General features: G+C 46.5%; 32 protein-coding genes. 30 read left to right on the forward strand and 2 right to left on the reverse strand.

What is annotated here, in order from left to right; genetic code table 11:
* Nucleotides 1-4 precede the first annotated feature (4 nt).
* The 20 genes from KQJ23_RS15600 (at nucleotide 5) to KQJ23_RS15695 (ending at nucleotide 16,993) form a co-directional block, all read left to right on the forward strand.
* Complete coding sequence (locus KQJ23_RS15600) at nucleotides 5-379, forward strand: head decoration protein (RefSeq protein ID WP_216479791.1); 375 nt, start codon at nucleotides 5-7, stop codon at nucleotides 377-379.
* A gap of 35 nt (nucleotides 380-414) precedes the next feature.
* A complete protein-coding gene (locus tag KQJ23_RS15605) occupies nucleotides 415-1,554 on the forward strand; it encodes a major capsid protein (protein WP_216479792.1) in 1,140 nt (379 codons plus the stop codon).
* Between the two features lie 60 nt (nucleotides 1,555-1,614).
* Nucleotides 1,615-1,965: a DUF7210 family protein gene (locus tag KQJ23_RS15610; protein WP_216479793.1), complete on the forward strand. Its 351-nt coding sequence runs from the start codon at nucleotides 1,615-1,617 to the stop codon at nucleotides 1,963-1,965.
* A gap of 9 nt (nucleotides 1,966-1,974) precedes the next feature.
* Nucleotides 1,975-2,367, forward strand: a complete 393-nt coding sequence (locus KQJ23_RS15615; RefSeq protein WP_216479794.1) for a hypothetical protein — start codon at nucleotides 1,975-1,977, stop codon at nucleotides 2,365-2,367.
* Nucleotides 2,364-2,696 (forward strand): hypothetical protein, encoded by a 333-nt coding sequence (locus KQJ23_RS15620; protein ID WP_216479795.1) that lies wholly within the window; start codon nucleotides 2,364-2,366, stop codon nucleotides 2,694-2,696. The genes KQJ23_RS15615 and KQJ23_RS15620 overlap by 4 nt, the downstream gene beginning before the upstream one ends.
* Entirely contained in the window at nucleotides 2,674-3,123 is a 450-nt protein-coding gene (locus KQJ23_RS15625; RefSeq protein ID WP_216479796.1) for an HK97-gp10 family putative phage morphogenesis protein, read from the forward strand. The genes KQJ23_RS15620 and KQJ23_RS15625 overlap by 23 nt, the downstream gene beginning before the upstream one ends.
* Before the next feature lie 3 nt (nucleotides 3,124-3,126).
* Nucleotides 3,127-3,537 (forward strand): minor capsid protein, encoded by a 411-nt coding sequence (locus KQJ23_RS15630; RefSeq protein ID WP_216479797.1) that lies wholly within the window; start codon nucleotides 3,127-3,129, stop codon nucleotides 3,535-3,537.
* Entirely contained in the window at nucleotides 3,534-4,085 is a 552-nt protein-coding gene (locus KQJ23_RS15635; protein WP_216479798.1) for a hypothetical protein, read from the forward strand. The genes KQJ23_RS15630 and KQJ23_RS15635 overlap by 4 nt, the downstream gene beginning before the upstream one ends.
* 73 nt (nucleotides 4,086-4,158) lie before the next feature.
* The gene (locus tag KQJ23_RS15640; protein ID WP_216479799.1) at nucleotides 4,159-4,566 is read left to right on the forward strand and encodes a hypothetical protein; all 408 of its coding nucleotides are present in this window, start codon (nucleotides 4,159-4,161) and stop codon (nucleotides 4,564-4,566) included.
* Nucleotides 4,567-4,598: 32 nt separating this feature from the next.
* Nucleotides 4,599-4,862, forward strand: coding sequence for a hypothetical protein (locus KQJ23_RS15645; RefSeq protein WP_216479800.1), 264 nt, complete (start codon nucleotides 4,599-4,601; stop codon nucleotides 4,860-4,862).
* Between the two features lie 4 nt (nucleotides 4,863-4,866).
* On the forward strand, nucleotides 4,867-9,138 hold the full coding sequence (locus KQJ23_RS15650) for a hypothetical protein (protein ID WP_216479801.1): 4,272 nt from the start codon (nucleotides 4,867-4,869) through the stop codon (nucleotides 9,136-9,138).
* On the forward strand, nucleotides 9,138-9,683 hold the full coding sequence (locus tag KQJ23_RS15655) for a phage tail domain-containing protein (RefSeq protein ID WP_216479802.1): 546 nt from the start codon (nucleotides 9,138-9,140) through the stop codon (nucleotides 9,681-9,683). The genes KQJ23_RS15650 and KQJ23_RS15655 overlap by 1 nt, the downstream gene beginning before the upstream one ends.
* Nucleotides 9,684-9,694: 11 nt before the next feature.
* Entirely contained in the window at nucleotides 9,695-10,108 is a 414-nt protein-coding gene (locus KQJ23_RS15660) for a phage tail fiber protein (RefSeq protein WP_216479803.1), read from the forward strand.
* 6 nt (nucleotides 10,109-10,114) lie between these two features.
* Nucleotides 10,115-12,367 carry a hypothetical protein gene (locus tag KQJ23_RS15665; RefSeq protein WP_216479804.1) on the forward strand — a complete coding sequence of 751 codons (2,253 nt, stop codon included), beginning with the start codon at nucleotides 10,115-10,117 and terminating at the stop codon, nucleotides 12,365-12,367.
* A 14-nt stretch (nucleotides 12,368-12,381) separates the two neighbouring features.
* Nucleotides 12,382-13,095 carry a hypothetical protein gene (locus tag KQJ23_RS15670; protein ID WP_216479805.1) on the forward strand — a complete coding sequence of 238 codons (714 nt, stop codon included), beginning with the start codon at nucleotides 12,382-12,384 and terminating at the stop codon, nucleotides 13,093-13,095.
* Nucleotides 13,088-13,231, forward strand: coding sequence for an XkdX family protein (locus KQJ23_RS15675; protein WP_216479806.1), 144 nt, complete (start codon nucleotides 13,088-13,090; stop codon nucleotides 13,229-13,231). Before KQJ23_RS15670 ends, KQJ23_RS15675 begins: the two co-directional genes overlap by 8 nt.
* Nucleotides 13,232-13,272: 41 nt before the next feature.
* Nucleotides 13,273-13,806 carry a phage distal tail protein gene (locus KQJ23_RS15680; protein WP_216479807.1) on the forward strand — a complete coding sequence of 178 codons (534 nt, stop codon included), beginning with the start codon at nucleotides 13,273-13,275 and terminating at the stop codon, nucleotides 13,804-13,806.
* A gap of 11 nt (nucleotides 13,807-13,817) precedes the next feature.
* Nucleotides 13,818-15,980: a phage tail protein gene (locus KQJ23_RS15685; protein WP_216479808.1), complete on the forward strand. Its 2,163-nt coding sequence runs from the start codon at nucleotides 13,818-13,820 to the stop codon at nucleotides 15,978-15,980.
* A 40-nt stretch (nucleotides 15,981-16,020) separates the two neighbouring features.
* On the forward strand, nucleotides 16,021-16,602 hold the full coding sequence (locus tag KQJ23_RS15690) for a copper amine oxidase N-terminal domain-containing protein (RefSeq protein ID WP_216479809.1): 582 nt from the start codon (nucleotides 16,021-16,023) through the stop codon (nucleotides 16,600-16,602).
* A gap of 55 nt (nucleotides 16,603-16,657) precedes the next feature.
* Nucleotides 16,658-16,993 (forward strand): DUF2513 domain-containing protein, encoded by a 336-nt coding sequence (locus tag KQJ23_RS15695; RefSeq protein ID WP_216479810.1) that lies wholly within the window; start codon nucleotides 16,658-16,660, stop codon nucleotides 16,991-16,993.
* On the opposite strand, the gene KQJ23_RS15700 is transcribed toward KQJ23_RS15695, so the two are convergent.
* Nucleotides 16,986-17,375 (reverse strand): DUF2513 domain-containing protein, encoded by a 390-nt coding sequence (locus KQJ23_RS15700; protein WP_216479812.1) that lies wholly within the window; start codon nucleotides 17,373-17,375, stop codon nucleotides 16,986-16,988. The genes KQJ23_RS15695 and KQJ23_RS15700 overlap by 8 nt on opposite strands.
* 132 nt (nucleotides 17,376-17,507) lie before the next feature.
* Between KQJ23_RS15700 and KQJ23_RS15705 the strand changes: the two genes are divergently transcribed.
* From KQJ23_RS15705 to KQJ23_RS15740, 8 genes are all read left to right on the forward strand, one after another.
* A complete protein-coding gene (locus tag KQJ23_RS15705; protein WP_216479814.1) occupies nucleotides 17,508-17,738 on the forward strand; it encodes a hypothetical protein in 231 nt (76 codons plus the stop codon).
* Between the two features lie 18 nt (nucleotides 17,739-17,756).
* A complete protein-coding gene (locus KQJ23_RS15710; protein WP_216479815.1) occupies nucleotides 17,757-18,032 on the forward strand; it encodes a hypothetical protein in 276 nt (91 codons plus the stop codon).
* A gap of 2 nt (nucleotides 18,033-18,034) precedes the next feature.
* A complete protein-coding gene (locus KQJ23_RS15715) occupies nucleotides 18,035-18,232 on the forward strand; it encodes a hypothetical protein (RefSeq protein WP_216479817.1) in 198 nt (65 codons plus the stop codon).
* On the forward strand, nucleotides 18,219-18,602 hold the full coding sequence (locus KQJ23_RS15720; RefSeq protein WP_216479818.1) for a hypothetical protein: 384 nt from the start codon (nucleotides 18,219-18,221) through the stop codon (nucleotides 18,600-18,602). Before KQJ23_RS15715 ends, KQJ23_RS15720 begins: the two co-directional genes overlap by 14 nt.
* On the forward strand, nucleotides 18,589-19,515 hold the full coding sequence (locus tag KQJ23_RS15725; RefSeq protein ID WP_249529807.1) for a peptidoglycan recognition protein family protein: 927 nt from the start codon (nucleotides 18,589-18,591) through the stop codon (nucleotides 19,513-19,515). The genes KQJ23_RS15720 and KQJ23_RS15725 overlap by 14 nt, the downstream gene beginning before the upstream one ends.
* Before the next feature lie 33 nt (nucleotides 19,516-19,548).
* Nucleotides 19,549-19,809 (forward strand): holin, encoded by a 261-nt coding sequence (locus tag KQJ23_RS15730; protein ID WP_216479902.1) that lies wholly within the window; start codon nucleotides 19,549-19,551, stop codon nucleotides 19,807-19,809.
* 162 nt (nucleotides 19,810-19,971) lie between these two features.
* On the forward strand, nucleotides 19,972-20,865 hold the full coding sequence (locus KQJ23_RS15735; protein ID WP_216479822.1) for an ATP-binding protein: 894 nt from the start codon (nucleotides 19,972-19,974) through the stop codon (nucleotides 20,863-20,865).
* Nucleotides 20,859-21,164: an STAS-like domain-containing protein gene (locus tag KQJ23_RS15740; protein WP_216479823.1), complete on the forward strand. Its 306-nt coding sequence runs from the start codon at nucleotides 20,859-20,861 to the stop codon at nucleotides 21,162-21,164. Before KQJ23_RS15735 ends, KQJ23_RS15740 begins: the two co-directional genes overlap by 7 nt.
* Before the next feature lie 298 nt (nucleotides 21,165-21,462).
* Here the strand turns inward: KQJ23_RS15740 and KQJ23_RS15745 are convergent, their stop codons facing one another.
* Entirely contained in the window at nucleotides 21,463-22,275 is an 813-nt protein-coding gene (locus tag KQJ23_RS15745; RefSeq protein WP_216479825.1) for a hypothetical protein, read from the reverse strand.
* 170 nt (nucleotides 22,276-22,445) lie between these two features.
* On the opposite strand from KQJ23_RS15745, the gene KQJ23_RS15750 reads away from it, so the two are divergent.
* Nucleotides 22,446-22,850: a YhjD family protein gene (locus KQJ23_RS15750; RefSeq protein ID WP_488175240.1), complete on the forward strand. Its 405-nt coding sequence runs from the start codon at nucleotides 22,446-22,448 to the stop codon at nucleotides 22,848-22,850.
* An 82-nt stretch (nucleotides 22,851-22,932) separates the two neighbouring features.
* Nucleotides 22,933-23,124 carry a hypothetical protein gene (locus KQJ23_RS15755; protein ID WP_216479829.1) on the forward strand — a complete coding sequence of 64 codons (192 nt, stop codon included), beginning with the start codon at nucleotides 22,933-22,935 and terminating at the stop codon, nucleotides 23,122-23,124.
* The last annotated feature ends 262 nt before the right edge of the window (nucleotides 23,125-23,386 follow it).

Below are 23,386 nucleotides of genomic sequence, written 5' to 3' on the forward strand. Positions count from 1 at the left end.
TCAAATGAGATTACAACCGAGAGATCGCTTTGATGTTGAGGGTGATTATGAAATCCTGGCATCACTCGAAGTGGTACGGGAAGTAACCAATGGTATCACGATTGATGCTACTGCTATCACAGCAGATGCAAATGGCGACAAGATCATCAAAAAGGGCATGCCATTATCCAAACTGGCTTCAGGAAAATTCGTTCCTTATGATTCAGCCGGTACGGATGGTAGTGAGAACCCGACAGTAATCTTGAAGCGCACGGTTAACGTTAAGGACGGGGACCACGTTGTAGGTGGCTTTGAGGTGGCGAAGGTCATTGCTGCTCGGATCCCGGTAACTGTAGACGATACGTTGCGGGAAAAAATGCCTGGCATTACCTTTGCATAAATTTTCAATCTATTCTGAAAGGATGAACGCTCAATATGAAATCAAATAAATTTCGTTATAAGTTGGACCTTCAAACATTTGCTGATGGTGACAATGAAATTAGCATGCTTGAAGATGCTTTGTCTGGCGAAGAACTCTTAACATATACCAGCAACATCACCATACCGAATAATTACTGGCAGTCAGTATTGTTCCCACCTGAGCAGACAGATGAGCTTACGGTCGATGTCATTAAGGCATCATCGCGCCTGCCGGTTATGGCTCAAATTGCCGAGTTAGGTACGGAAACTCGTTACGGATCTCGCGAAGGTTTGACAGGGACTCAAGTAGAAATTCCAAAAATTCAGCGTGGCCGTTGGATGGATGAGAAGTTGATTCGGATTTTGCTGCAAGCAAATCGAGGGGGAGGGGGGCTGCGGCGTCAAGAGGTTGCCCGCATTGTACGCGAACAGTTGAATGACGGTAAGTATGCGGTTGATGCGATCAGAGCTCGCCGTGAATGGATTGCCATGCAGGCTGTCAGCCTGGGTGCAATTAGCTATGCTGAGGGAGATGTTAAAATCAGCGTAGACTATGGTTATGTGAGTGATCAAAAGCCTGTGTTGACTGGCACAGATCGCTGGCTTGATCTAGAGAACTCTCGTCCTCTTGAAGACATGCAGACGTGGTTCCAGTACCAGGCCGATCGGGGTGTTACACTGGAACGAGCCTTTACCACTCAGAAGATCGTTTCCCTTCTGTTGCAGAACAAATCTGCTCGGATTGCTTATCATGGAGATCCATCGGGCAACGCCAATCCACCACAACTCACAAAGGCACAACTTGATTCGGTTACCGATTCTCTAGGACTGCCACGTATTGTTGCTTATGATACACGGGCGGATACTGAGAATGATGCACTTACTGGCGGTAAACTGGCACTTACGACGGTTCGCATGGCACCGCAAGATAAGTTTGTCATGCTCCCAGGTGGTCCACTTGGCAATTACCTGTGGGCTGAAACTACCGAATCTATGGTGGATGGTATTGAAGCTGAATTGACTGGAGATATGGGCATCTATGTGTTCCGTGATCTGGTTAGCAAACATCCGTTGCGGCTGCGTACGGTCGGTGTGAACCTTGCGTTCCCTGTTTTCCCTTATGCCGATTCAGTAATGTCGGCTACAGTCATTTAAGGAGTTCTTTCGGGAACTCCTTTTTCTTATTCCAATCATTTTATTAAGGAGATGAGTGAAGTGGATATCAAAGTAACCGGCACCGTCAAGTACGGTGGGAAATGGTATGGTCCTAACGATGTGATCGAGAGCGTCGAGCAATCCGAGGGTGAGCGCATCATTAAAATTGGCGCAGGATTCGAAATTGAGAAGTCCGTTGAGCAATTAACTGCAGAAGGAGCAGCGGCGGCTAAAGCAAAGGCTGAAGCCGAAGCAGAGGAGCGGAAGTCAGCCGAGGAAAAGGCGAAGAAGGAAGCCGACAAGCAACTTAAGACTCTCCGGAAGAAGGCTGCTGACCTCGGTATCGAAGGTGCCGGCGAGAAGAACGCCGAAACTCTGACTGCGGAGATTGCTGCTGCAGAACAAAAGTAGGTGTTTGGAATGGATAGGCAAGAAGTTGCCGATTGGATCGAGAGTAATCTCCTTGATTCGGATCCCTGGGACCGTGCTTCTGTTCAGAAGCAGGCGGTCGCTGTCGCACAAGCGGAACGTAACCTTACCCGTTGGTATCCGGATATCGTTCCCATGGCCGTTTCTATCGTTGCCTTTCAGGCGGTATGGGAACTGTACGGCGTTGATCCTGTGCTTAAGTATCAGCGGCATGCAGTCAAGTCGCTTGGCGATAACGGCGAAACTATCTCGTACAAGGATAAAGAAGAGCGGTCTGTCGTTGCTCCTGAGGTTCGAGAACTGCTCGGACCTACTGCAGAAGAGTTAGCTGAGGAAGAAGCAGCAGAAGAAGCGCAGCGGCAGTATGGTGGTGCTTTGATATGAGCTTGTTCGGGTACCCAGCGACCGTTGTACACTTTCACTCCGACGTGGATGAATGGGGGCGGCCGCTTCCGCCGGAGGCAACAGAGCGAGATGCCAAAGTTGTCGAGGAGCAGAAGTTGATCAAGAACGCCAAGGGAGAAGACATACAAGTCGCATATGAGATCCATGTAGAAGGTGCCATCCCAATCGGATTCGATGACTACTTTCTTTACACCAACGCTCTTGGGCTTGAGATCCGTTGTGATGTTGCTCATTTCGAAGTACGCAAATTCCTCGGAACCGATGACGTGAAAAAGGTGATCGTCTATGGCCGACCACAAAATATTTAGCTTCAGCTTGGAAGGAATCGAAGCAATCATCGATCGCTTGGATCAGTTGGAGAATGATCTGGATCGCCGTTTGGAAGAGACGCTTACCAAGTTAGCAGCAGATGTTATACATGATGCTAAACGACTTGCCCCAAATCTTGGTGGTTGGCTGGAGGGCGCACTTGTCATCACTGAGGTCAAGCGGACTATCGTCGGTATGTACATCGACATGGGAACGAGCCCAGAGGTAGATGATTATGCTGTCGTGCAGCATGAGGGCTTCCGTAAGACGAAGGGCGGCAAGCTTGTTCCGCTGGAGCCGGGTATAAAAACGGAGAGTAAAGGGGCGTATAACGGCTACATGCCAGGAAAAAAGTTCCTTGAGAATGCCTTAAAGATGAACGAGCAGCATATCCTTGAGGAACTCTCAAAGGTATTGGAGGGGTGATGCATGCTAGCGAATGATTTAATCACATACCTGACCGGGTCTGGTTTCACCGTTTATCCAGATCCTAACTTTATCCCGGCCGATCTACCGGAAGTGAAGTTACCTTGTCTATTTGTTTTTGGTACCGGCGGCTATGCTCCACATGATTATGTACCTACCGAACGTCCGACCTTTCAAGTGATCGTAAAGGGAAAGTCCTATAAAGCGCTGCCAGCAAATATGGCTGCCGCGGAAGAGCTAGCTAAGCAGTTGGTCGAGTTGCTCCACCGAAAAGCGAACTACTTGATTGGCCAGACTCACATATTTTCGAGCAAAGCCATGCAACATCCGATTCCGCTCGGCTTGGATGACAAGGACAGGCCCATGTATTCAACCAATTTTTTGTTTTATACGAAGGAGGATGAAAATCCATGAGTGACGTGGAAAAAATCTATGCCGGCCCTGGTATTTTTGTTTGGGGTATTGATGAAAAAGGCGATGAAGAAGCCGACGCCATCACGATCGATCTGACCCAAGGCGGCATTACGTTTACAACGACAACGACGTATTACGAGCCAACGACTGATCAGACCGGGACTGCCCCCGTTGATTCTATATCTACTGGAACTACCGGGGCAATCAATTTCGAAACTCCGGATATGGATTTCGAGAAGGTCACTAAGTACAACCCGAATGCTTTGAAGGTGGTTGATGCAACTGATCCGACCAAAGCAAAATATCAAATTACTGGTTTGGCGGGAAAAAAACTCCCGAAGAAGAGAGCAGTTATTATGCCGCAGGGAGTTTCTGACCCAGATCAATTTATTTACATTGAGTCCGTAGGCATCAAATTTGACATGAATGCAGCGTATGTACTCGACAATAACCGCCGGTTGACCATTTCGGCCATGGCGTATCCGTCGCTTTCGGCAACACCGAAGGGTCTGCTCTATACCTGGGGCGACATCACAGCAACAGCATAATATTGATTTCCGATTAAGGGGAGGGCGTGTGCCTTCTCCTTTTTTTGCATTTAACTAAGAAGGGATGATAAAGATGTTCAACCTTGGCAGAAAAGACGTTGTAATGCTCGGTAATAAGCGGGTTCGTGTTCCCAAGCTCACCCGGAGCCGGTTAAAGAAACTGACCGATCACATCGGATCGATCGGTGATTATCTCGTTAAGCTGTTCCTAACTCCAGAAAAAGATCGTGCGGTGTTCATTGTGGCGGCCGCGGACGTTTCCATAGATGAAATTTACGAATTAACTTCGCTCCTGAGCGACTTGCCTATCGAATATCTGGATGATCATGTAGCCTTTTCGGAGTGCACAGAGTTTTTGAAGTTGACCTGGGAAAAGAACGACATGAATGAAGCCCTAAAAAACTTAGGCGGCCTGATTCCTCCAGTGGCGCAGCAGTTCGTTCAGAGTATCGTCAGCCGGATGGATCGGGCCGGAAAGTAACTCATGATGAATTTGTACTCCGGTGCTGTGCTGTGCTCGGGAAGACGCAGCATGAGGTCGAGACAGAATATTTTTTCGTCGACTTACCCGAATTGCTCATGCTGAAGGATCAGATCAGAGCATCGGAGCTGCTGGAGCAGATTGATATTGTCTCCTTCCCGCACAATTCAGACAAAGAAGCCCGAACAGCGATCGTTAATCGGTATATTTCAGTTCTGCCCAAGCCGCCAGCAGAACCACCGAAGTCGGCTCAAGAGCAATATGAAGCCTTGAAATTGCGGCTAAAAGGACGGTGAGGACATGCCAACAGAAATCGGAGAACTTCGAGCGAGGTTAACCGCTGAGGCGCAGGAAATAAAGGCTGAAATAAGAGCGACGAAACAAGGTTTCGCAGATCTAGGAGAACAAGGCAAGAAGACCGCCGGTGATATTGGCACATTGAATACCGCTCTGGGCCGTGTAGGGGAAAACAAAGATCAAATCAACCGTCTCACATCCGTTTTAGAAAACGTGAATGCTAAAATCGAGATTCAGCGGAAAAAGCTTGCTGAATTGAAACAAGCTTATGACTCTACCTTTGACAACGCCAAGAAAGGTAAGCTCCAGGAGCAAATCGTAAATACCGAAGGCGTGTTGATCCGGCTCACCCAGACGTCGGATCAAACTGCTCAAAAAATTTGGGCTTTGGAGGATAGCTTGGACCAGGCCGGAGTCGGAGGGCAGCAAGTAGCGACTCAACTCAATACTTTGGATGACGCCCTTAAGGGAATTGGACTTAGTGCAGATCAAATCAAAACCATTAAGAAGAATCTGGACGAAGCGGATCCAACGAAGCTTGATCGCCAGTTGGATGAATTGAGTTCTGCTCTAAAAGGTCTTGGAGTGGATAGTAAACAAATTGAGAAGATCACTAATGAACTTCGTGAATCCGAGCAAGAGGCTCAGAAGACGAAACAAGGCATAAGCGGAATCGCTTCGGGTCTGGCTTCTCTGGGAGCGGGGGCTGTCACAGCCAAACTTACCAATGTCATGAAATCGTTGGCGAATGAGACCAATCAGTTGGCCAACTCCTATCGTGGTCTTTCTTCCGTTTCTGAGAAATTCAATGTTGATTCCCAAGAATCGGTTGAGTTGGCCGAGAAGCTAGCGGATCGTTGGGGACTTAACAAGGGCGTAATTGCCGATACGGTTAAGACGTATACGACGCTCAATTTCTCGCTCGAGGAAACTGAGAAAATCATTACGGCCACGGCAGACGCTGCCGCTTATGGCCGCCAGGCTCATTTATCTTGGGATCAAGCTATCAAGCAGGTTGCGGAAGGGATTAAGGCGGGTAACTCCAATCTGACGGATGCAGCCGGGGTCACCACCAATTTGTCGGTTATGCAGGATCGATATGCCAAGTCGATCGGAACAACCGCTGCAAAGCTCACTGAAGCACAGAAGGTACAAGCAGCCTATAATGGCATGATGCAAGAAGCTTCCGTGTTTGCTGGGAACGCTGACTCGGCTATGACTGGTTACACCGGCACACAGGCGACATTTAATCAGACGCTTGAGATGGCCAGAGTGGAATTGGGTGAAGCTTTTCTTCCTGTTCTTCAGGAAGTAATGGAAGAAATCGTACCAATGGTAAAGGAATTCACTGCTTGGTCGACAGAAAATAAAGATGTAGTTGCTGGGGTAGCTGCAGCCACAGTAACATTAGGCGGCTTGATCACCGTGGTTACATCCCTAATCACCGTTGTGGCAGCCTTGAGGGCGGCTTTCACTGCGCTTAATATCTCAATGGGACCGATCGGCTGGGCTATTGCTGCTTTTAGCGCCGTTACCGTAGGGGTAACGGCATATACAGCAGCTGCTTCTGCAGCATCAAAAGAAGTTCTCCAACTGGCCTCAAGCCAGGAAGAACTGAACAAAAAGCTTAACGAGTCGCCTGCTAACCGTAACGTGAACGAACTCAAACAGATGAAGGAAGACAGCGAGGCTATTAACACGATATTAGAAGAGCGAGCCGGATTACAAGAAAAGCTTGATGAATTATACAAGAAGATGCGTTCCAATTTTGACGGAGGTCCAGAATTGCACAATCTACAGCGGTCCATCGGAGAATTGGATAAAAAGCTGAAAGATATGGATTTCAAAAACGTCGATGAGGCAACCGCGGCACTCAACCGCATGAGGGAAGAAATCGACAAATCAGTGCCGGCACTCTTGGAAATGCAGAAAGCAGAGTTGCGTGATCTGGCCACGAAGAATGACAAGATTATTGCACTTGAAAAATCGGTTGATCGATACAACGAACTTGCAGCTGTTCAGAAGTTGGACGAGGCACAAAAGCAAGAGTTGGTACAGGTAACAAACGCATTGAAAGAGCAGTACCCCGATCTTCACGCCCTGATGGACGATGAGGGAAGAATCCGAATTGAGAATATCGGCACCATTGAAGATCAGATTAGCGTTGAGCGACAATTATTAGACTCTTCCATCAATACGGCAAAGGTTCAGATTCTTAATCTTCAGGAGACGGCCAGGGTACAGAAGGTTAGCGTCGAGGCCCAAATTAAGAACTATCAGGCACTTATCCAAGCTGCAAAAGCAGCGGCAGCGGCGCAGTCCAGCTCTAATCCTATGGAAGCAGGAGATAAGAGTTGGTTGGAACAAATTAATCCAGGGGTTGTTAATTGGGCAAGAAATAAAGGGGCTGAAACGGAACAAAAACTTTCCCAAGCCTATGAAGATCAGAATAAATTTGCGGCGGCAGAGTTGGAAGCAAAGCGAGCATTAGCCCGTCTTGAGTCAGGGGGAATCGACTCCTTCAAGTATCAGGCTCCGGATTACGGAGGGGGCAGTGACGCGGAGAAGAAGAAGGGGCAAAAAAGCAAGACTGCTGCAGAACTCCGAAAAGATGCCTACGACGCAGCTATTGCCACAGTGCAATATCAGGCTGAAATGTATGATTGGACGGCTGACGAGCAGATCAAGTCCTATGAGAAGGTCCGGAAGCAGCACCAGAAGCATCTTAAGGAATCACTCGAAGACGAACGGCAAATGAATCTCCAGATCAAGCGTCTGCAAGAGGATAGCGTCAGATCTCGGTATGATTTTTCTGCTGAATGGATTGATCGAGAAGATCGCCGTATGGAGGAATCCGGAAATACAGAGATCGAAATTGCCCAGATGAAGATCGATGCCTGGACTCGGGTGCGAGATCGTTATGCCGAGGATTCAGAATTTTACAAGGACGCTGACGATAAGCTGTACCAATATCGCAAAGAATTAATTTCGGCCACTGAAAAAGCAATGAAGGAGTTATACTCTTCGACTTCTGACTTTCTCAAATATGAGGAACGCAGACTGGAAGAGGCCGGTGCCAGCGAAGCCGAAATAGCTCAAATGAAACTAGCGCTTTGGACTCGCATTCGGGATTCTTACGCTGAGGATAGTGAGTATTACAAGCAAGCTGACGAACAAGTCTACCAGGCCAAAAAGAATCTGGTCTCTCAGATCCAAAAGGATAATGAGGCTGCCCGTAAGGTAGAGAAGCAGTCTATTAACGATGCAAAAAAGCTCGAACTGGACGCTATTGCTGAACGTAAGAAGGCATACACGGACGACATCGATGAGAGAATCGCCGCCATTGATCGGCTTATTAAAGCGGAGGAGCGGCTAAATTCTGAGCAGGATTATGCATCTCAACTAGCCGAGAAGAAGGCTCGTCAGGCTTTGTTAGAGAATGCAGTCAGTCCTGAAGGTCGTAAAGAATACGCGGATATCACAAAAGAAATCGAACGTATGGAGTTGGAGCACAGCCGTGATATTCGCAAGCAGAACCTCGAAGACCAGAAGGAGGCCCTGCAAGACGAAAAGAGCGAACGTGAGCGGGCATTTGATAAGGAAAAGGAAGATGTAGAGAAGCATTACAACGCTCTCACAGATGCACTGGAGAATTACCAGGATGATGTGAAGCTGATGGAGGTAGGGCTGCAGGATTATCGGGTTGGCGCCAATCAAACGGCCAATACCCAGATACTCGCTGATCTTGATAGCTTTGTTTCGGCGTATAACAGCAAGCTTGCTTCCCTCACAAGTGCATCTGGCCCATCTCAGCAGGCGAACGACCTGCAGGAATACAATAGCAACAAGGATGCGTGGGATGAGGCGAAGGCGCGTGGAGACAAAGAAGCGATGGCCAAACTGACAGCCCGGAACGATGAGATCCGGAGGAAGTATGGAATTGAGAAGGACACCGGAAAATTGGATAACCTGCCGAGCTATGACGTTGGTGGTGTTATTCCAGGGCCAATTGGTGTTCCCGTGCCGATCGTTGCTCATGGGGGAGAAATTTATTTAAATCCAGAGCAGCAGACAAATCTTTTCAGAATGTTAGATTCGCCAAAAACAACTTCTGGCGCTGGTCAAGCGCCGGTCCAGCCGCAGCAAATCATTCATAACACCTTTGACATGTCGGTAGGCTCTGTCACTATCGAAGATCAACCGGATGCTGAAATCATGTACACAGAACGAGAGCGGGCAGCGCGCCGACTAATGACAACGGGAGAGGGGAAGTAATGGAAGACTTTGATGTGTCGGTTAATGGTGAATGGATCTCCGAGACGACAGGAGCTCTGCTTGTAAGACGCACCATCCCTGGTCTTCCCGAGGCTCGGGAAAACAAAGTGGAGATCGCCGAACGAGACGGAGAACTTGATTTCGGTAGTACCTATGGAGCCCGGCCAGTTGGCCTGGGCTTTTTTGTTGTTGGTGATTACGATACCACCGTTTCCCTGCTGATGCGGAAATTTAATATCCGGCGCGGTGTACTTGATATCGTCTTTTCTGATCGACCAAGAAAACATTATTTCGCTCAGTACCGCGGAACGATGAGCTGGGACGAATCGACCGGGAACCGGGTGATTGACATACCGCTCAAAATGTACGATTCGTTCCCAGAGAGTGATGAAAAGATTACAGAGCTAACGATCACTCAGTCACCTCAGGTGATTTCCATCGAATCAGTCGGCGACGAACGTGCTAGTCCGGTGATCGTGCTGACCAATACCGGAACCACTACTCTAAATGGCTTCACGATTAAAAATGAATACAAAGTCGAATAGGAGGATGAATCATGGCTGATGAAATTTTGTTATCGAAATCGAATTACTGGAAGACAGCATGCATAAATGCAGCACTCAGAGGCATCCCATTTACGCCGCCAGACAAGTTGTATATTGCCCTGTATATATCCGATCCAACCGATGCAGATACCGGTCAAGAGATTACAGGAGGCGGGTACAGCAGAACTGAGGTGATCTTTACGGCACCTACTATTGTTAGCCGCAGAGCAGTAACCAATAATACGGCTGATGTAGCATTCCCTATCGCTTCCGGGGACCAGGGTATAGCTGCATTTGTGGGTATCAGGGATGCGGCCACGGGCGGCAATCTGATCTATCACGGGGCGGTCAAGAAGCCGCGGGCGATTCTTGAGAATGACTTGATCCGCTTTTTAGCCGGGCAACTTGTAATTGATGAGGGGTGATTGATCATGCAGAAAATGTATCCAGCAGTTGTAAATTCCCCGAAGACGGAATTGGTGGGGGCAATCACTGATTCTAATACTGAAATCGAAGTAGCGGATGTATCCGTATTGCTCCAACCTGAAGGACTGGCCGTCATTGGTAACGGCGAAGGGGCAGAAACGATCCAATACACCGAAGTAGATGGAAACATCCTCAAGGGCTGTATCCGTGGATTTCAGGGCACGGCTAAGCCTTGGGGAGCAGGCACACGTTTGGCTCGTAATTTCACTGCCTACGACCACGACACCTTTAAGGCAAACATCGAGCAGCATGATGCATCGATCGTCGCTCTCGAGGATCGCCTTAACACCGCTGACACAGACGATGTTGTCTTACAGCCGGGGTTACAGGTGATTAATGCGGCCAAGGATACGCGGTTTAAGTTGGGCCAAATCACAGGCAAAACGGAGATTAACTACGAGGGACGTATCGGGCTGATAGGCGTGGAGAATCCTTACGTAATCAATACGGCGGGTAATCTGCTGCCGCCGTTTTATGAGTGGGGAAATCTGACGGAAACCGTTTTGATTGAACCCTACGAAGCGGTTATGTCTCCAACCGTAGCTAATCGTGTGATGTCGTTTAAAGTGCCCATTGCACCTGGAGAGGTTTATACATTATCAGCCGAGCATAACGGCAATATAGCATTATCTATTTTTGACCATAACGACGGGGAGATATCGTCATCTGGATACCAGCAGACCAGTAGTGTTACAGTACAAGCTGATGCCAATGTAGCTTATCTAAGGGTCTATTTTTCTAACTTAGCAGCTACTACAGGTACGTTTTCCTTTAAAAATCCAATTCTCATTATCGGCACCGAGCCGCAGCCGTTTATGCCACAACACAAATCTATGCTTGCCTTTGACACGGAGTTACACGCTAACCCATCGGATGGCACTGAGCCAGATATCCTGTTCGAGCAGAATGGCGAGTACAAAAAGCTGGCGAAGTGGAAGAAAGTTGTATTGGATGGGTCACATGGATGGCTCTATAGCGGTGCGTCATATCCAGGATACAAACGAGTTAGTGCATTTTTTTATGGAGCGGCCAATACATCCCAGACATTAATGAAATACAACGGCACTACTGTGCCTCGTTTTGTCACTCCATGGGGAGACGCAGAGGAGTTTAATCTTGCTTCGAACGGAGAGTTTCTACTAACTATATCCAATACCGACAGCGGATGGGGAGACGCCTACACACCTACACAATACGAGATTAAGGCATATTTTATGGGCTGGAAAATGTGGGACGGAGCAACAAAAGCCAATCCATACAACGGTATAGGAACTAAAAATTGGTATCCTGTCACTCGTATAGCAGATGCCTATGATGTCCAATACAATCGAACAACATTACCCACAGATCAAGCGCCCAATAAAGACGGATACGCGCCATACCAACTCCTATATCGTCTAGCAAAAGAAACCATCGAACCCGTAGTAACTGAAGGTTCCTTGCTGCTGTCCGAAGGTGACAATATGGTAGAAGTAGGTACGGGGATTGTGTTGCGGGAGCGGGCGAATCCATACTATCATGCTTCGCAAAACCGTTACTATATCAACAATTTAAACTTTGGAACGTCTTTGCTGAATTTTAAATCCAGCAGCATAATAGCCGTATATAAGGACAGTACGGATGATGCGACATGGCACGTAGACGCCACTCCCGGGGGCGGAGCAAATCTAGTGCAAGCCTATGCGGATACGTGGAACTATGACCAAGCTGCATCCTACAGTGTCACCTATACCAAACTCGACAAATCACCGATACAGCCGATATCCGGCAGCCTAGCCGCGAACGAAAAGGCGCAGATTAGCGACCTGACAGTGGGCGTGGCCGAGGCATTACAGCGGGTAAGTGTGGTCGAGCAGAAGAAAGCGGAGAAGGATGCGCCTGGGTGGCTCTCGCCGACACTGCTTAATGGGTGGACTAATGCCGATACATCATATACGCAGGTTGGCTACACGAAAGACGGCGCTGGAGTGGTACATCTTCGCGGGATGATTACTGGCGGGGTTAACAATGCCACCGTTGCAAGGTTACCGCGAACGTACAGGCCAAGTAAGTACACACGGAAGAGCGTTCCGGTAGCTCTTGCTGGTGGGATAGAAAGTGCAATCCTTGTAATAACACCTACGGGTGAGATGGAGATAACGTATCAAAATACACCAATATGGGTCGAAATTGACGTATCATTTCTCGCCGAACAATAAAGGAGGTCTTAATATTGAAGGCTACACCTAAAGTAAATACAGACGGCCTCTACTTGGAGGACACACTTACGGACAATGCCTTTACTGGTGTCGTCCCTTTTTATGCCGATCCGATACTACCGCCTGATACAGATAACGATCCGGAAGACGAGCAGCCAGAAGAACAGGAACCGGAAATTGCCGGGTATATCGTCGGCGTACCGGTGCCGCCCGGTTTGTACTTGCCGCGTTTTGATTTGGAGGGGTGGAAAGAGTATCAGGAGGCTATGGCCGCAGCCAACGAGGAATATCAGGATGCCTATTCGGAGTGGCTTTCGCTGCCGGAGGAACTGTGGGGCGAAGGGCTGACGCCGGAACAAATCGAGGCGCTGCATCCTCCAGCGGAGCCAACCGAATTAGAATTGCTTCGTACGGGCTTGGAGGAAATTCGTCAGACAACCGAGGAGCAGCAGGAGAAAATTAATGATACAGATGAAGAACTGGCGAATGCCAAGGAAAACATCTCGAATCAACAGCAGCTTGTCGACACGCTCGGTTCCGAGCAGGTGAAGCAAGACTTGACGACATTGGATTTGAAACAGCAAAACGGTGTACTTGGTGCAGAACTGGTCAAAAAGGATATATCGATTCTCGATTTGCAGATGCAGAATCAGGTCCTTGGGCAAATGCTGGCTGCCCTGGAATTAAAACTTTTAGCTAAGGAAACAGGAGGCGATGCAAATGTTTAACAGTGATTTCGAACGGTTGTCCTACTTTTACGAAAAGAAGTGGGTTTCTGATGTTCAACTCAAACTCTATGTCCAATTTGGGACCATCACTCCAGCGCAGTATAAAGTGATCACTGGCAAGGATTATAAGGCTTAAAGTGGTAAGGATAATTTTCCTGACCGGAAAGGAGGGAGAGGATGTTCGGAGGCAGTTTTAACGACCTGGCTTTTAACTCGCCTACTGAGGATGCAGTAAACATCGTGGACATGGAGGCTCGTTTGTCCGGTGAGGGGCGGGTGACGGTCGATAAATTTACGATGGAGATGGCGGCGACAGCTCACTTATCCGGCGAGGGTAGGCTATCTGCCGAATATATCCGGGAGTACTCCTTGGAGCCTGAACGGATGTCAGGAGAGGGGCGCTTATCGGCAGAGTATATCCGAGAGATTAGGTATGCAGCCCACCTATCGGGTGAAGGTCGTCTAAGAGCTGAGGCGACGAAGTTTCACGTTGACTATATTGAATTTACGGATGCCTTTAAGCCAGGCGATGTAATCATCATTGACTCAGGCAAGTTCAAGATCACTAGAAATGGTATCAACGTCTCCCATCTATACGAAGGGGGCTTCTTTGATCTGAACCTCGGAACCAACAATTTGACCTGGACTGATCCTGCGACCGGGCGGACGATTCTCTTCCGGATTACTCATCGGGACAAGTTTTTGTATTAGGGGGTGATATTTTGCCAAACCCGACTATGGATGTATTTGATAAAAACTTCAAGCGCACCGGTACCTTGATCGATGCCTATGAAATCGAACGACGAAGACGACTCAACTCCGATTATGAGTTGTCTTTTTTTGTGCCCATGACCTCGGATGATTACATCGAGAAGATCCAGATGAAGGGACACGTGCGGGACGAACGTGGTCAGTTTTACGTGATTAACAGCCGGAAGCGGGACCGCTCGAAGAAGAAGCTTACGGCTTTGATCACCGCCACGCATGTCATGTTCAAGATGAACGACTACAAAGTGCCCTACGATGATTACGTCGCGGAGGCATACGGTGTGCATATCACCACACTGCTGGACAAGATTAGCGTATGGACTGGAGGACGCTTCACATTCCAGGTACACGACACGTTCGACTTGTGGGATATCAAAGACTTTGGCCGGACAACCGCGCTGGCTGCTCTCAACCAGGTGGTTAACCTGTTCGGAGCTGAGATTCGTCCGGACAATTTTGTAATTCATATTCATAAGAAAATCGGCGATCAGTCAGACCGGTTCGAGTACAGGACAAAGAAGAATATTATTTCTGACTCGTTCAAAGACGACGGTAATGGCCTTGTAACCCGGATGTACGCCCAAATGAAGGATGGTCGTAACTGGATTGGAATGTCGACAGATATTCTGACGGCGGAAGAACGGAGCCTGCTGCAGTCAGTCCCGGGGGCAATCGTGAACGGGGAGATCAGGGTCAACTATCTTCTTTCCCCTTATGTGAATTATTGGGGCAGCGATTCGGTACCGTACTTTGATGGGGAGAACGTTCAGCAGGATATTGAGGATCCAATTGAGCTGCTCAAGTCCACTCGGGATGAGCTGAGGAAGAAGGAAATGCCGGCAATTGAATTAGCGATTACTTCAGCGGACCTGCATAAGATCGATCGTGATGAGCGTCCGCCGGATCTGGGTGATGCGGCGACGGCTTATGATCCGGATATGGAAATAAATCGTATCGAGCTTCGAATCGTGGAGCTGACGGAGTATCCGTACTCTATCGATCAGCATTCCAAGGTAACGCTGGCCAACTTTGCGCTGAAGGACGACATCGATCTGATAGCGGATCTTGAGCGTTCCAGGAAGGTGATGGACAACCTGCTTTCCGGCGGACGGATCCGGACGGAAGTATTTGAATCCTTCGCTCGGCAGGCCGTGGTTGACATTAACAACAGCAAGACGGAGATCAAGTACGACACCAGGGGTATTATACTCCAGAGTAGACCAAATCCATTAGGACAGGTAGTTTTGACATCCGATGGCATTATGTTTACAAGTGATGGAGGCGATACGGCTACGGTGGCTATCAATCACGAGGGCATAGCAGCCCCGGCCATTGTTGGCCAACTCGGTTCCTTCGTTTCTATGCTTATCGGCAGCGGGAACGACGTGACGCAGATCAATACTAAGGGCATCGCCGCCGGCCACGCTGACTTTAACAGTGCTCCGTTCCGTGTCGACATGAAGGGCAACCTAATAGCTAATAAGTTGACGGCTAACTACGCACAAATCAAGAGCTCCAATTTTTCTGATGGAGATATCATTGGAGCTACCATCAACGTCGGTAATGGGAAGTTCACGGTGAGCAGAGCTGGTTATGTTTATGCCGAAGGCGGATTGTTCTCCGGCGGAACGATTACCGGGGCGTTATTCAGGACAGCAGCAAGCGGGGCACGCGTTGAAATCAATAGCACGGGCTTACGCACCTATGACTCCAGTGGTGTTGAACGAATTAGTATTGCAATGGGTAATGATTCCGGAATGGGTTCGATTCATTTTGCAAAACCGGGAGGTTCTGGAGCTGGAATGATTGACGGCTCTTACCTTGGGCTGCTCATTACATCCTTCGGGACATTGTTCTTGGGGGCACTTGGGGGGGATGTGCAGATTCAGGGCAATGTAGCATTTAGCCCAGGGGCTAGTGTTAGTGGTTTGAATATCGGGATTAGCCAGGTTTTTGGATTACAAGCTCAACTTGAAAGCCTGCAGTCACAGATAAGGTCATTGCAATTAAATTTCAGTGGGCATACGCACACAGTTACAACAGCACACCATAACCATGGCAACCCTAATAATGCTCCTAATACCGGCGGTGGAACCTACCAAACATCTACTCCATAGGTTATCATAAGGGTAAATCTACCAATGGAGGGCTTTGACTATGAAGAAATGGACTTATCTAGTGAGTGGGATATTGATCGGCGCGGTCGTTGCTACATCAGGTAGCGCGGCGGCCGCTCAAATTAAAAGTTTGATCGGCCAGAAGGTTTCCGCTGAGTTAACTGTGGTTGTCAACGGAAAAGAGTTACCAAATAAAGCTCCTGTTATCAACGGAGTGACAAACGCTCCTGTTAGAGCTATATCGGATGCTTTGGGGGCGGATCTTCAATTAGAAGGTAAGGTGATTAACATCACTACGAATGAAACTGTTCCATCTGTATCGAATGAAAATACTAACAGCAACCAGAATAGCAGTAGCGGTTCAACTACAACTAATAAGTATTTTGGTATTTCGGAGAAAACTTTACTTGAATTAAAGGAAAGTATTGAAAATAATACACTTAAACCAACTATTGAAGGACGAAACCAGATATTAGCTGAAATCGAGACCATCAAGAAAATCTGGGACAATCCCGATTTAACAAAGATCAACAAGCAGCTCGCCGAATACGACGAGATCATCAAGAATGCGGAAGAAGAGCTGCGATTGGTGAATGAGGCATTGGAGGCGCTGGGTAAGTAACAGCACATAGACGATGAAAGAGCCCTTCGGGGCTCTTTTCAATTTGGAGGGTAAAATGTTGAATGTGATAAGAGATACTCTACTGGCTCTGGAAAGCGAGCTTTTATTGGATGTTCCAATGTCTTTAGAAACTGTTTCTCAAATATCGTCTTTGCAAAAATATGATTCACAGGATATTGAACAGGCAATTTTTAAATTGGCAGAGATCGGCTATTTGAATTACGACGGTGATGTAACATCTGTGTTAGACATTACCTGGAACGGACATATGTTTCTGGATAACTGTCGTAGTGAAAAGGTATGGGAGTATGTTATCTCAAACTCAAATGGTTTAAGGGATGCTAATCATGTTGCAGAAGGATATATTAGAACTCTTCTGAATCTTAATTAATCCCTAACCCTAACATCTGCTTGACAGTTGATTCTGCTAACGAAGTGAGCATGTTCATAGAGACGCTCGCTAGAGTAGCCGCTTGTCTTTTCACTGTTCGCCATACCTTGTTGTCACGGATGTTGTCGAGAAACAAGTGTCCAGTATAGGTCAATCCACGAACTTTGATGACTCGCCCAACTGGAGAAATCAAGTCTTGACCGATTGTTTCTATATACCCTGCTTCTCTTAATTTTGAGACACAGTATACTATCTCGGCGTATTCATATTTGCTTAAATTTTCATGCTGATGTAGTCCCGTGGTCAACGCCATTGCGTCAAGCGGCAGGGTCTCCTCGATCGTCAGCAAGAGATCACGCACGCAGTCGTGGTTTAATTTCAATTGAATCACTTCCTTATTAATTATCACGGAAAATTCCGTATCTATTTCTTCGACAATAAGAAAGTGTTTCCCTCGGGAACGCAGGTTCGGTTAATTTCATACTTCATTTTGCCCGAAAGGAGGTGTAACCACTTGGCAGTTATTACGAAATTCGACGTATCATTAGACGTTACACAGCCAGCCCAAGAAGTTGCTGATGTCATCACACTGCTCCTTGGTATGTATCCCGGGCGCGAGATCGAGATACTGCAGCAAATTGACGAGGAAGTCGGATCCGCGTTGGCAAAACTAGAGAAGGCGAAGTTAGAAGCGGAAAGCACAGGAGCAGAAACCTCAAACAGCGAGGCAAGTCCTGAATTATAGAGAGAGGGGAGCGAGGGGATGGGGCAAGAAGAGATTAATGGGGTCAAGGAATTATTGCCGCTCGCTGAAAAGTATGGTCTGGCCGTGGTGCTAACGTTTATTCTTCTGGTTATTCTAGCGGTTCTAGTCAAGATGATCATCAAGGGGGACTTGGTGCCGAGAAGCCTGTTGGATAGAGCGGAAGAAGACCGGGATCGCTTGCAGGCGATCTTGGATAAAGAACGTGAAGGATTTATGGCACCGTTGCTGGAAATGGTTAAGAATTTAAAGAAGGATGAGGATAGGGGAGGATGAACATGTTGACTAAACTGATTCAACGCCTATTTCCCCAGCACCGCGAGAAGCAGATGGAACTCAGCCGTGCCTCCAGCAGCGTGTCACTTTCCATCAGTCAATACCAACATGCTTCACTGGAGTTGCAAAGAGAAATAGAGAGGAACCGTTTCGCGCGGTACTTGCTTTATGATAAGGGGGATGGCCATGGGAGTCATTGATATGTTACTGCTACTGCTGTACATTGTGGCGATCGGATGCTCGGTATTTATTATCCATTCGCACAGGTCTTATTATCAGGAGAGGTTCAAGGTGGGCGTGGTCAGCGTTTTTATGCTGGCGATGCTCTTTTTTTTGGCTTCATACACGTTCAAGATGTTGATCGTGCTCTTGATGCGGTCGGCAGTAGTCTTCGACTTCGCCTCGCAGGAGTTGAGTCATTGGCTACTGTATGGCTGGACGGCGGCACAGATCGGTACGACAGCCGGCCTAATCTCATTGGCTTGGTTGACTTGGCGAAAGCGTTATGACTTGTTCCTGTTTTTGCGGAGGGTCGACAAGAGGGGAGAGGACAAGGTTGAACAAGACTAAATATAGTATCGATCGGCGCTACATCAATAAGCGTCCGAACGTGAGGCCAGGTGACCGGCTTAAAACCGGGAGCCCGGCCTTTTTTGTTGCCCATGATACGGGTAATCCCGGAGCGGATGCAGAGGCTCATTATAAGTACTTCAACCGTCAGACTGATAGGGATGCGTCAGCCCAGGTGTTTATTGATGATCAGCGCATTCTGGAGATCATTCCAACTGGCACCGGCACGCACCCAGCAGAAAGAGCTCACCATGTCATCCGTAATGTTACGACAGACAATGAACGTTTTGGCTACGATGCTAATTATGCAGCACTAGGAGTGGAACTCTGCTACGGGACAAGTCGTGCCGGTCGGACGATCAGTTTTTCGGAGGCCTACAAAAGGTTCGTGTGGTACCTGGCTTACTGCTGCGAAAAGTGGAACAAAAACCCTTCCACTCATATTGCTTCACACAAGCAATTGGATCCCGGCCGGAAGAACGATTGTGAGCAGGCTCTGGCCTCTGGCGGCAAGACGCTGAAAAACTTGATCACAGATGTTGCTGCTGAGATGGCCACACCGATCAATGTTCCAGATTTCGTTCAGCTGCCGACAGTAGTTGCTCAGTACCTTATCGATACGTACATTTCTCCGGCATGGTTTGCGTCACAGCAAGCAGGCGACGAGATCGGCAAGAAGCACTATCACAACTTGGCCAACAACCTTCGGATGGCAGCCGGCATCCCTTTGATCCCTGGCCATCCAGCTGCACCGATCACCAAACTGCACAAGAGCAACGCCCAGGAGATCATCTTCAACTGGCTCTCACCGGGCTGGTTTAAAGCAAGGGCTGACGGTAATACAGCGCTGGCTAATCAATTTAATGCATATGCAAATCACCTGCGGCGAGCTGCAGGAATTCCGGTGGAATAGAATATGAGGGGAGAAATGATAATCATGGAAGTATTGAATAATGTACTGGCCTTCGCTTCGGTGTTGGCTGTGTTTGTGCTGGCGTTGGTGCAGTTAGTTAAGACTACGGTGAATCTGCCGAAAAATATTATCCCGCTAGTTGGAGTGGTAATTGGTGTAATGGTTGGGGCTGCTGCAACTCCGTTCACTGAATTGGATTTGTCCCTGCGTCTGTGGGCAGGTGGCTTGGCAGGATTGTCAGCTACAGGTCTGTTTGAATTGGGGAACAAGCGCGAGGGTGGCACGAAGGAATAATTGGCTGCAATTAAATGATAAGCCCCGTTAGCCCATGCGCTGGCGGGACTTATTGTGCTTATCTATAGTATCACATAGGTATATCAGCCTACTTTATTGTTGAAAAAAATACATATGCTGGTATAATCCACTTTATAACACTAGAAAAGAGGAGTTATAGAAGTGGATGTTTTACTACCATCGATGCTTAATCGGACTACGATGTATGATCTTATAAACAGTGTTTTGGATACAGATAAGGAGCCTCGGTCCGGAAATATTAATTTTTTGTTCCATGATTTGTTTTTCATAGAACCTGTCGGAGTAACTGTCCTAAGTAATATTACAAATCTACTGGCCAACAAAAATGTTCGAGTTACTTATACATATCCCCCGATTGATATTTTTAGTAAGAAGCAGGCATTGTGCTTTCTTGATGATTCGCAGTATTTTAAGCAATATACGGGGGTCGCAGTTAGGCCCTATGCCTCTATTCGGGGGACGACTATTCCTTTGGAACTGGTTTCGATTCGCGCAAGTTATCAATGGTTTGATAAAGTGATGTATTGGTTAGCAGGGAGAATAAGTGTGACAGTGGAGTCACTGGCGAATATTAAGATGTGCTTGCAGGAAGTTTTTAATAACATCAATGACCATTCGACTCAAAGTATTGGTAGTGCATTTATTCAACATTATCCCAATAAGAATAGGGTATCAATCGCAATATCCGATTTTGGAGTGGGGATTCCATTTAATATCCAAGGGGTATATCCTTTTTTGAACGATGCTTTAGCGCTTGAAAAGTCTATTGAACAAGGATTCTCCACGAAAAGTTCTCCGAGGAATCGAGGAGCAGGACTGGATACTTTAATTTATAATGTTGTAAAAAATAACCAAGGTTATGTTTACATTCACTCGAATTATGGTATATTAAAATGTAAACCGACTGAAAACAACTCAATTACTTTGGAAAGTGAGCTAACGCCTGTATTTTATCCTGGGACTCTAATTGAGGTCATTTTGCGAACAGACACAATTGAGAATATTGAAATAAATGAGGAGGAATTCGAATGGTGACGATTAGAATCATTGATCATGTCAATCATGGTTATACGAATGCTGACGGTGATGTCATAAAAGACCTAATTTTAAAAGAGCTTAATACCGGTCAACAGGTGCTGCTTTCATTCGCTGAGATCGACAGTGTATCATCGTCATTTTTGAACTCCGCATTGATTGATCTGTTGGATCATTATTCATTTGATTTTATAAAGTCTAACTTAGGTTTTAAAGATTCCTCGAAGGCAATAAATGATGCTATTAGAAGAAGATTTTCATTCGAGGTTAGTAAAAAAAAGGATTTAATTGAAGTTTGATTATTAAAAAACCACCAGCTCATAATTGTTCTGGTGGTTTTTTTCGTTTAAATAGTTACGCGTTTAATATCATCAAGTGAAATCCAAAGAGTCGCTTTCAACTCGCTGATATTGAGCTTCAGCCAACTCCGATCCATTCCCCAGCTAGGCATCCCTTCTAACTCAGATCCATCATCTAAGAGTAATGATAAAGGTCTACAGGCTTGTATTGCTTTGTTTATGTATGTATACATAATTCACCTCATTGTTTATTTGATTATATGAATGATGCTGTCTTCAATGAATCTAAGGATAGATTTTATTCATTTTCATCATATAAATCGTTATATAGATTACAGTTACATGAAATAGCCTGTCCACCGCATTTTGGACAAAGCTCCCAATCGCAGTTTAGGGCGTGATACAGGCCTTTTCTTACAGCGCAGTCGGGGCAACGATCATGCTTTCCCCAATTGTTAGGTTCATCTCCATATTTAATTCTTTTGTATTCTATCCCTTGAACTGCGAAGAACGGAAACAATTGTGACTCGGCAATTATAACAGGATGATTTCTATGTACTTCCTCTCCATCATACATAACAAACTCACTTCTAAACTTTTCCATCAATTCGCCTTCTTCTTCCCAATATTGAGGATGAATGAACTTATGCATCTCTTCACCTAAGCATTTGAAGTGGTAATTATGAAGAAACTCGAATAGAATGGCGTAAATATTAGCGAGTTCTTGAGTGTTGAGGTCTAATTCATAATGCATGACCAGATTTCTTATCTGTATTGCTCTGTTAATAATATTTTCATCGTCTTTAGTAATATCAATTTTTCCGATACTTTTTAATCTATCGAATGCAGCAGAAATCGAAACAGTATTTTTTCGCTTATCAACATTTTCGTAGACCAACAATTCGTGTTCAACTCTAAGAGTTTCTTTGAATAAAAGTTCCATTGCTTGAATAATATCTGCAATTGCGAATTTCCAGAATCTTTTATAATCAGTTGGGTATTCATCGTATGTAGCTAAGTGATAGTGATAGAGAGATCTATGTAAGAAATCATAAGCATTTTCTCTTAGATTCATTTTTATTCTTGCAAATATTTCGTTGTTATCATCCATCGGAATCCCTCTTTCTTGGTCGTAATTTACCCCTCTACACTAATTATCAATCGTGACATAAATGAAATCAAGCAGATTCTGGAATCAGGTGATTGCATTATAACTCTTGAATAAGAAACATCATTTCACATATAATACAAACAAACGTTCGTAAAATATGAGGTGCAGAAATGAGCGAAAAGGTAACAGGCATAATAGATAATGTGGATAGACAGTTGGTGAGGGACAGTGTAGTCTTACAAAATCTACTCGTGATGCTGCAAAAAAGCGGGGCTGAGCTTAAGATCATGGGCACATTGCTATATAAGGCCTACGCAATGTCGCAACGAATAATTGAGGATATGGCTGTCGCTGACGGTAAGGCCAATAGGTTAGCTCTTAAGGATCGGGACATCAAGGTATATCGTGAGGAGCAACAAGACCTGGTTATTTACTATTACTTTATCTGCCGGGGACGCGAGGAGCGCTTTGGAGTGACGAGGGATGTGCTCAGGTCGGAGATCAGTGTTCGATTGGGCAACTACATCGCTGATCTTGGTAGGATGATAAAGGATCCGCAGCGGCATGCTCGATGATCTGGAGCGCAAGCTACTCCGTGTCCTTAGTAATTACTCCCACACCCATCGATCCATGCCCATCGAAAGAGACTTAAAGAGGATGATGGGCCGTAAAATGCCGGTGATTAATCTCGGGTTATCTGGGCTGCAGCAAAAAGGATATTTAGAGTGGCAACCGCCATATCTTGACACGATCCGGATTAAGGAGGCTTGGGACAGGGAAGCGCCGGCGACTCTCAAGGTTACACCTAGGGCAAAGACGAACGATACAAGGTACTGGACGGAGTATTAATTATTGCGAGCAGCTCATAAATTGTATATGTTTATCTCAGAATGAGATAAGAAAAAGGCGTTCGATTCAATTCAGATTCTCAAATAAAAAAATCACGTAAAAAATCACAAATTCGGCGAACATAGACGATTATAAGCGTCTAATTCTTATATCGAAAAAGTAAAAAAGGATGGAAAATCAATAGTAATGATCGTGTGCGGCTATCCACGGTTATACCTGTGTTATAGCTATGATAGATTAGTAGGTAGAACGAGGAGGGATA

Origin of the sequence: Paenibacillus brevis (genome assembly GCF_018919145.1) — a bacterium.
Classification (GTDB): Bacteria; Bacillota; Bacilli; order Paenibacillales; family Paenibacillaceae; genus Fontibacillus; species Fontibacillus brevis.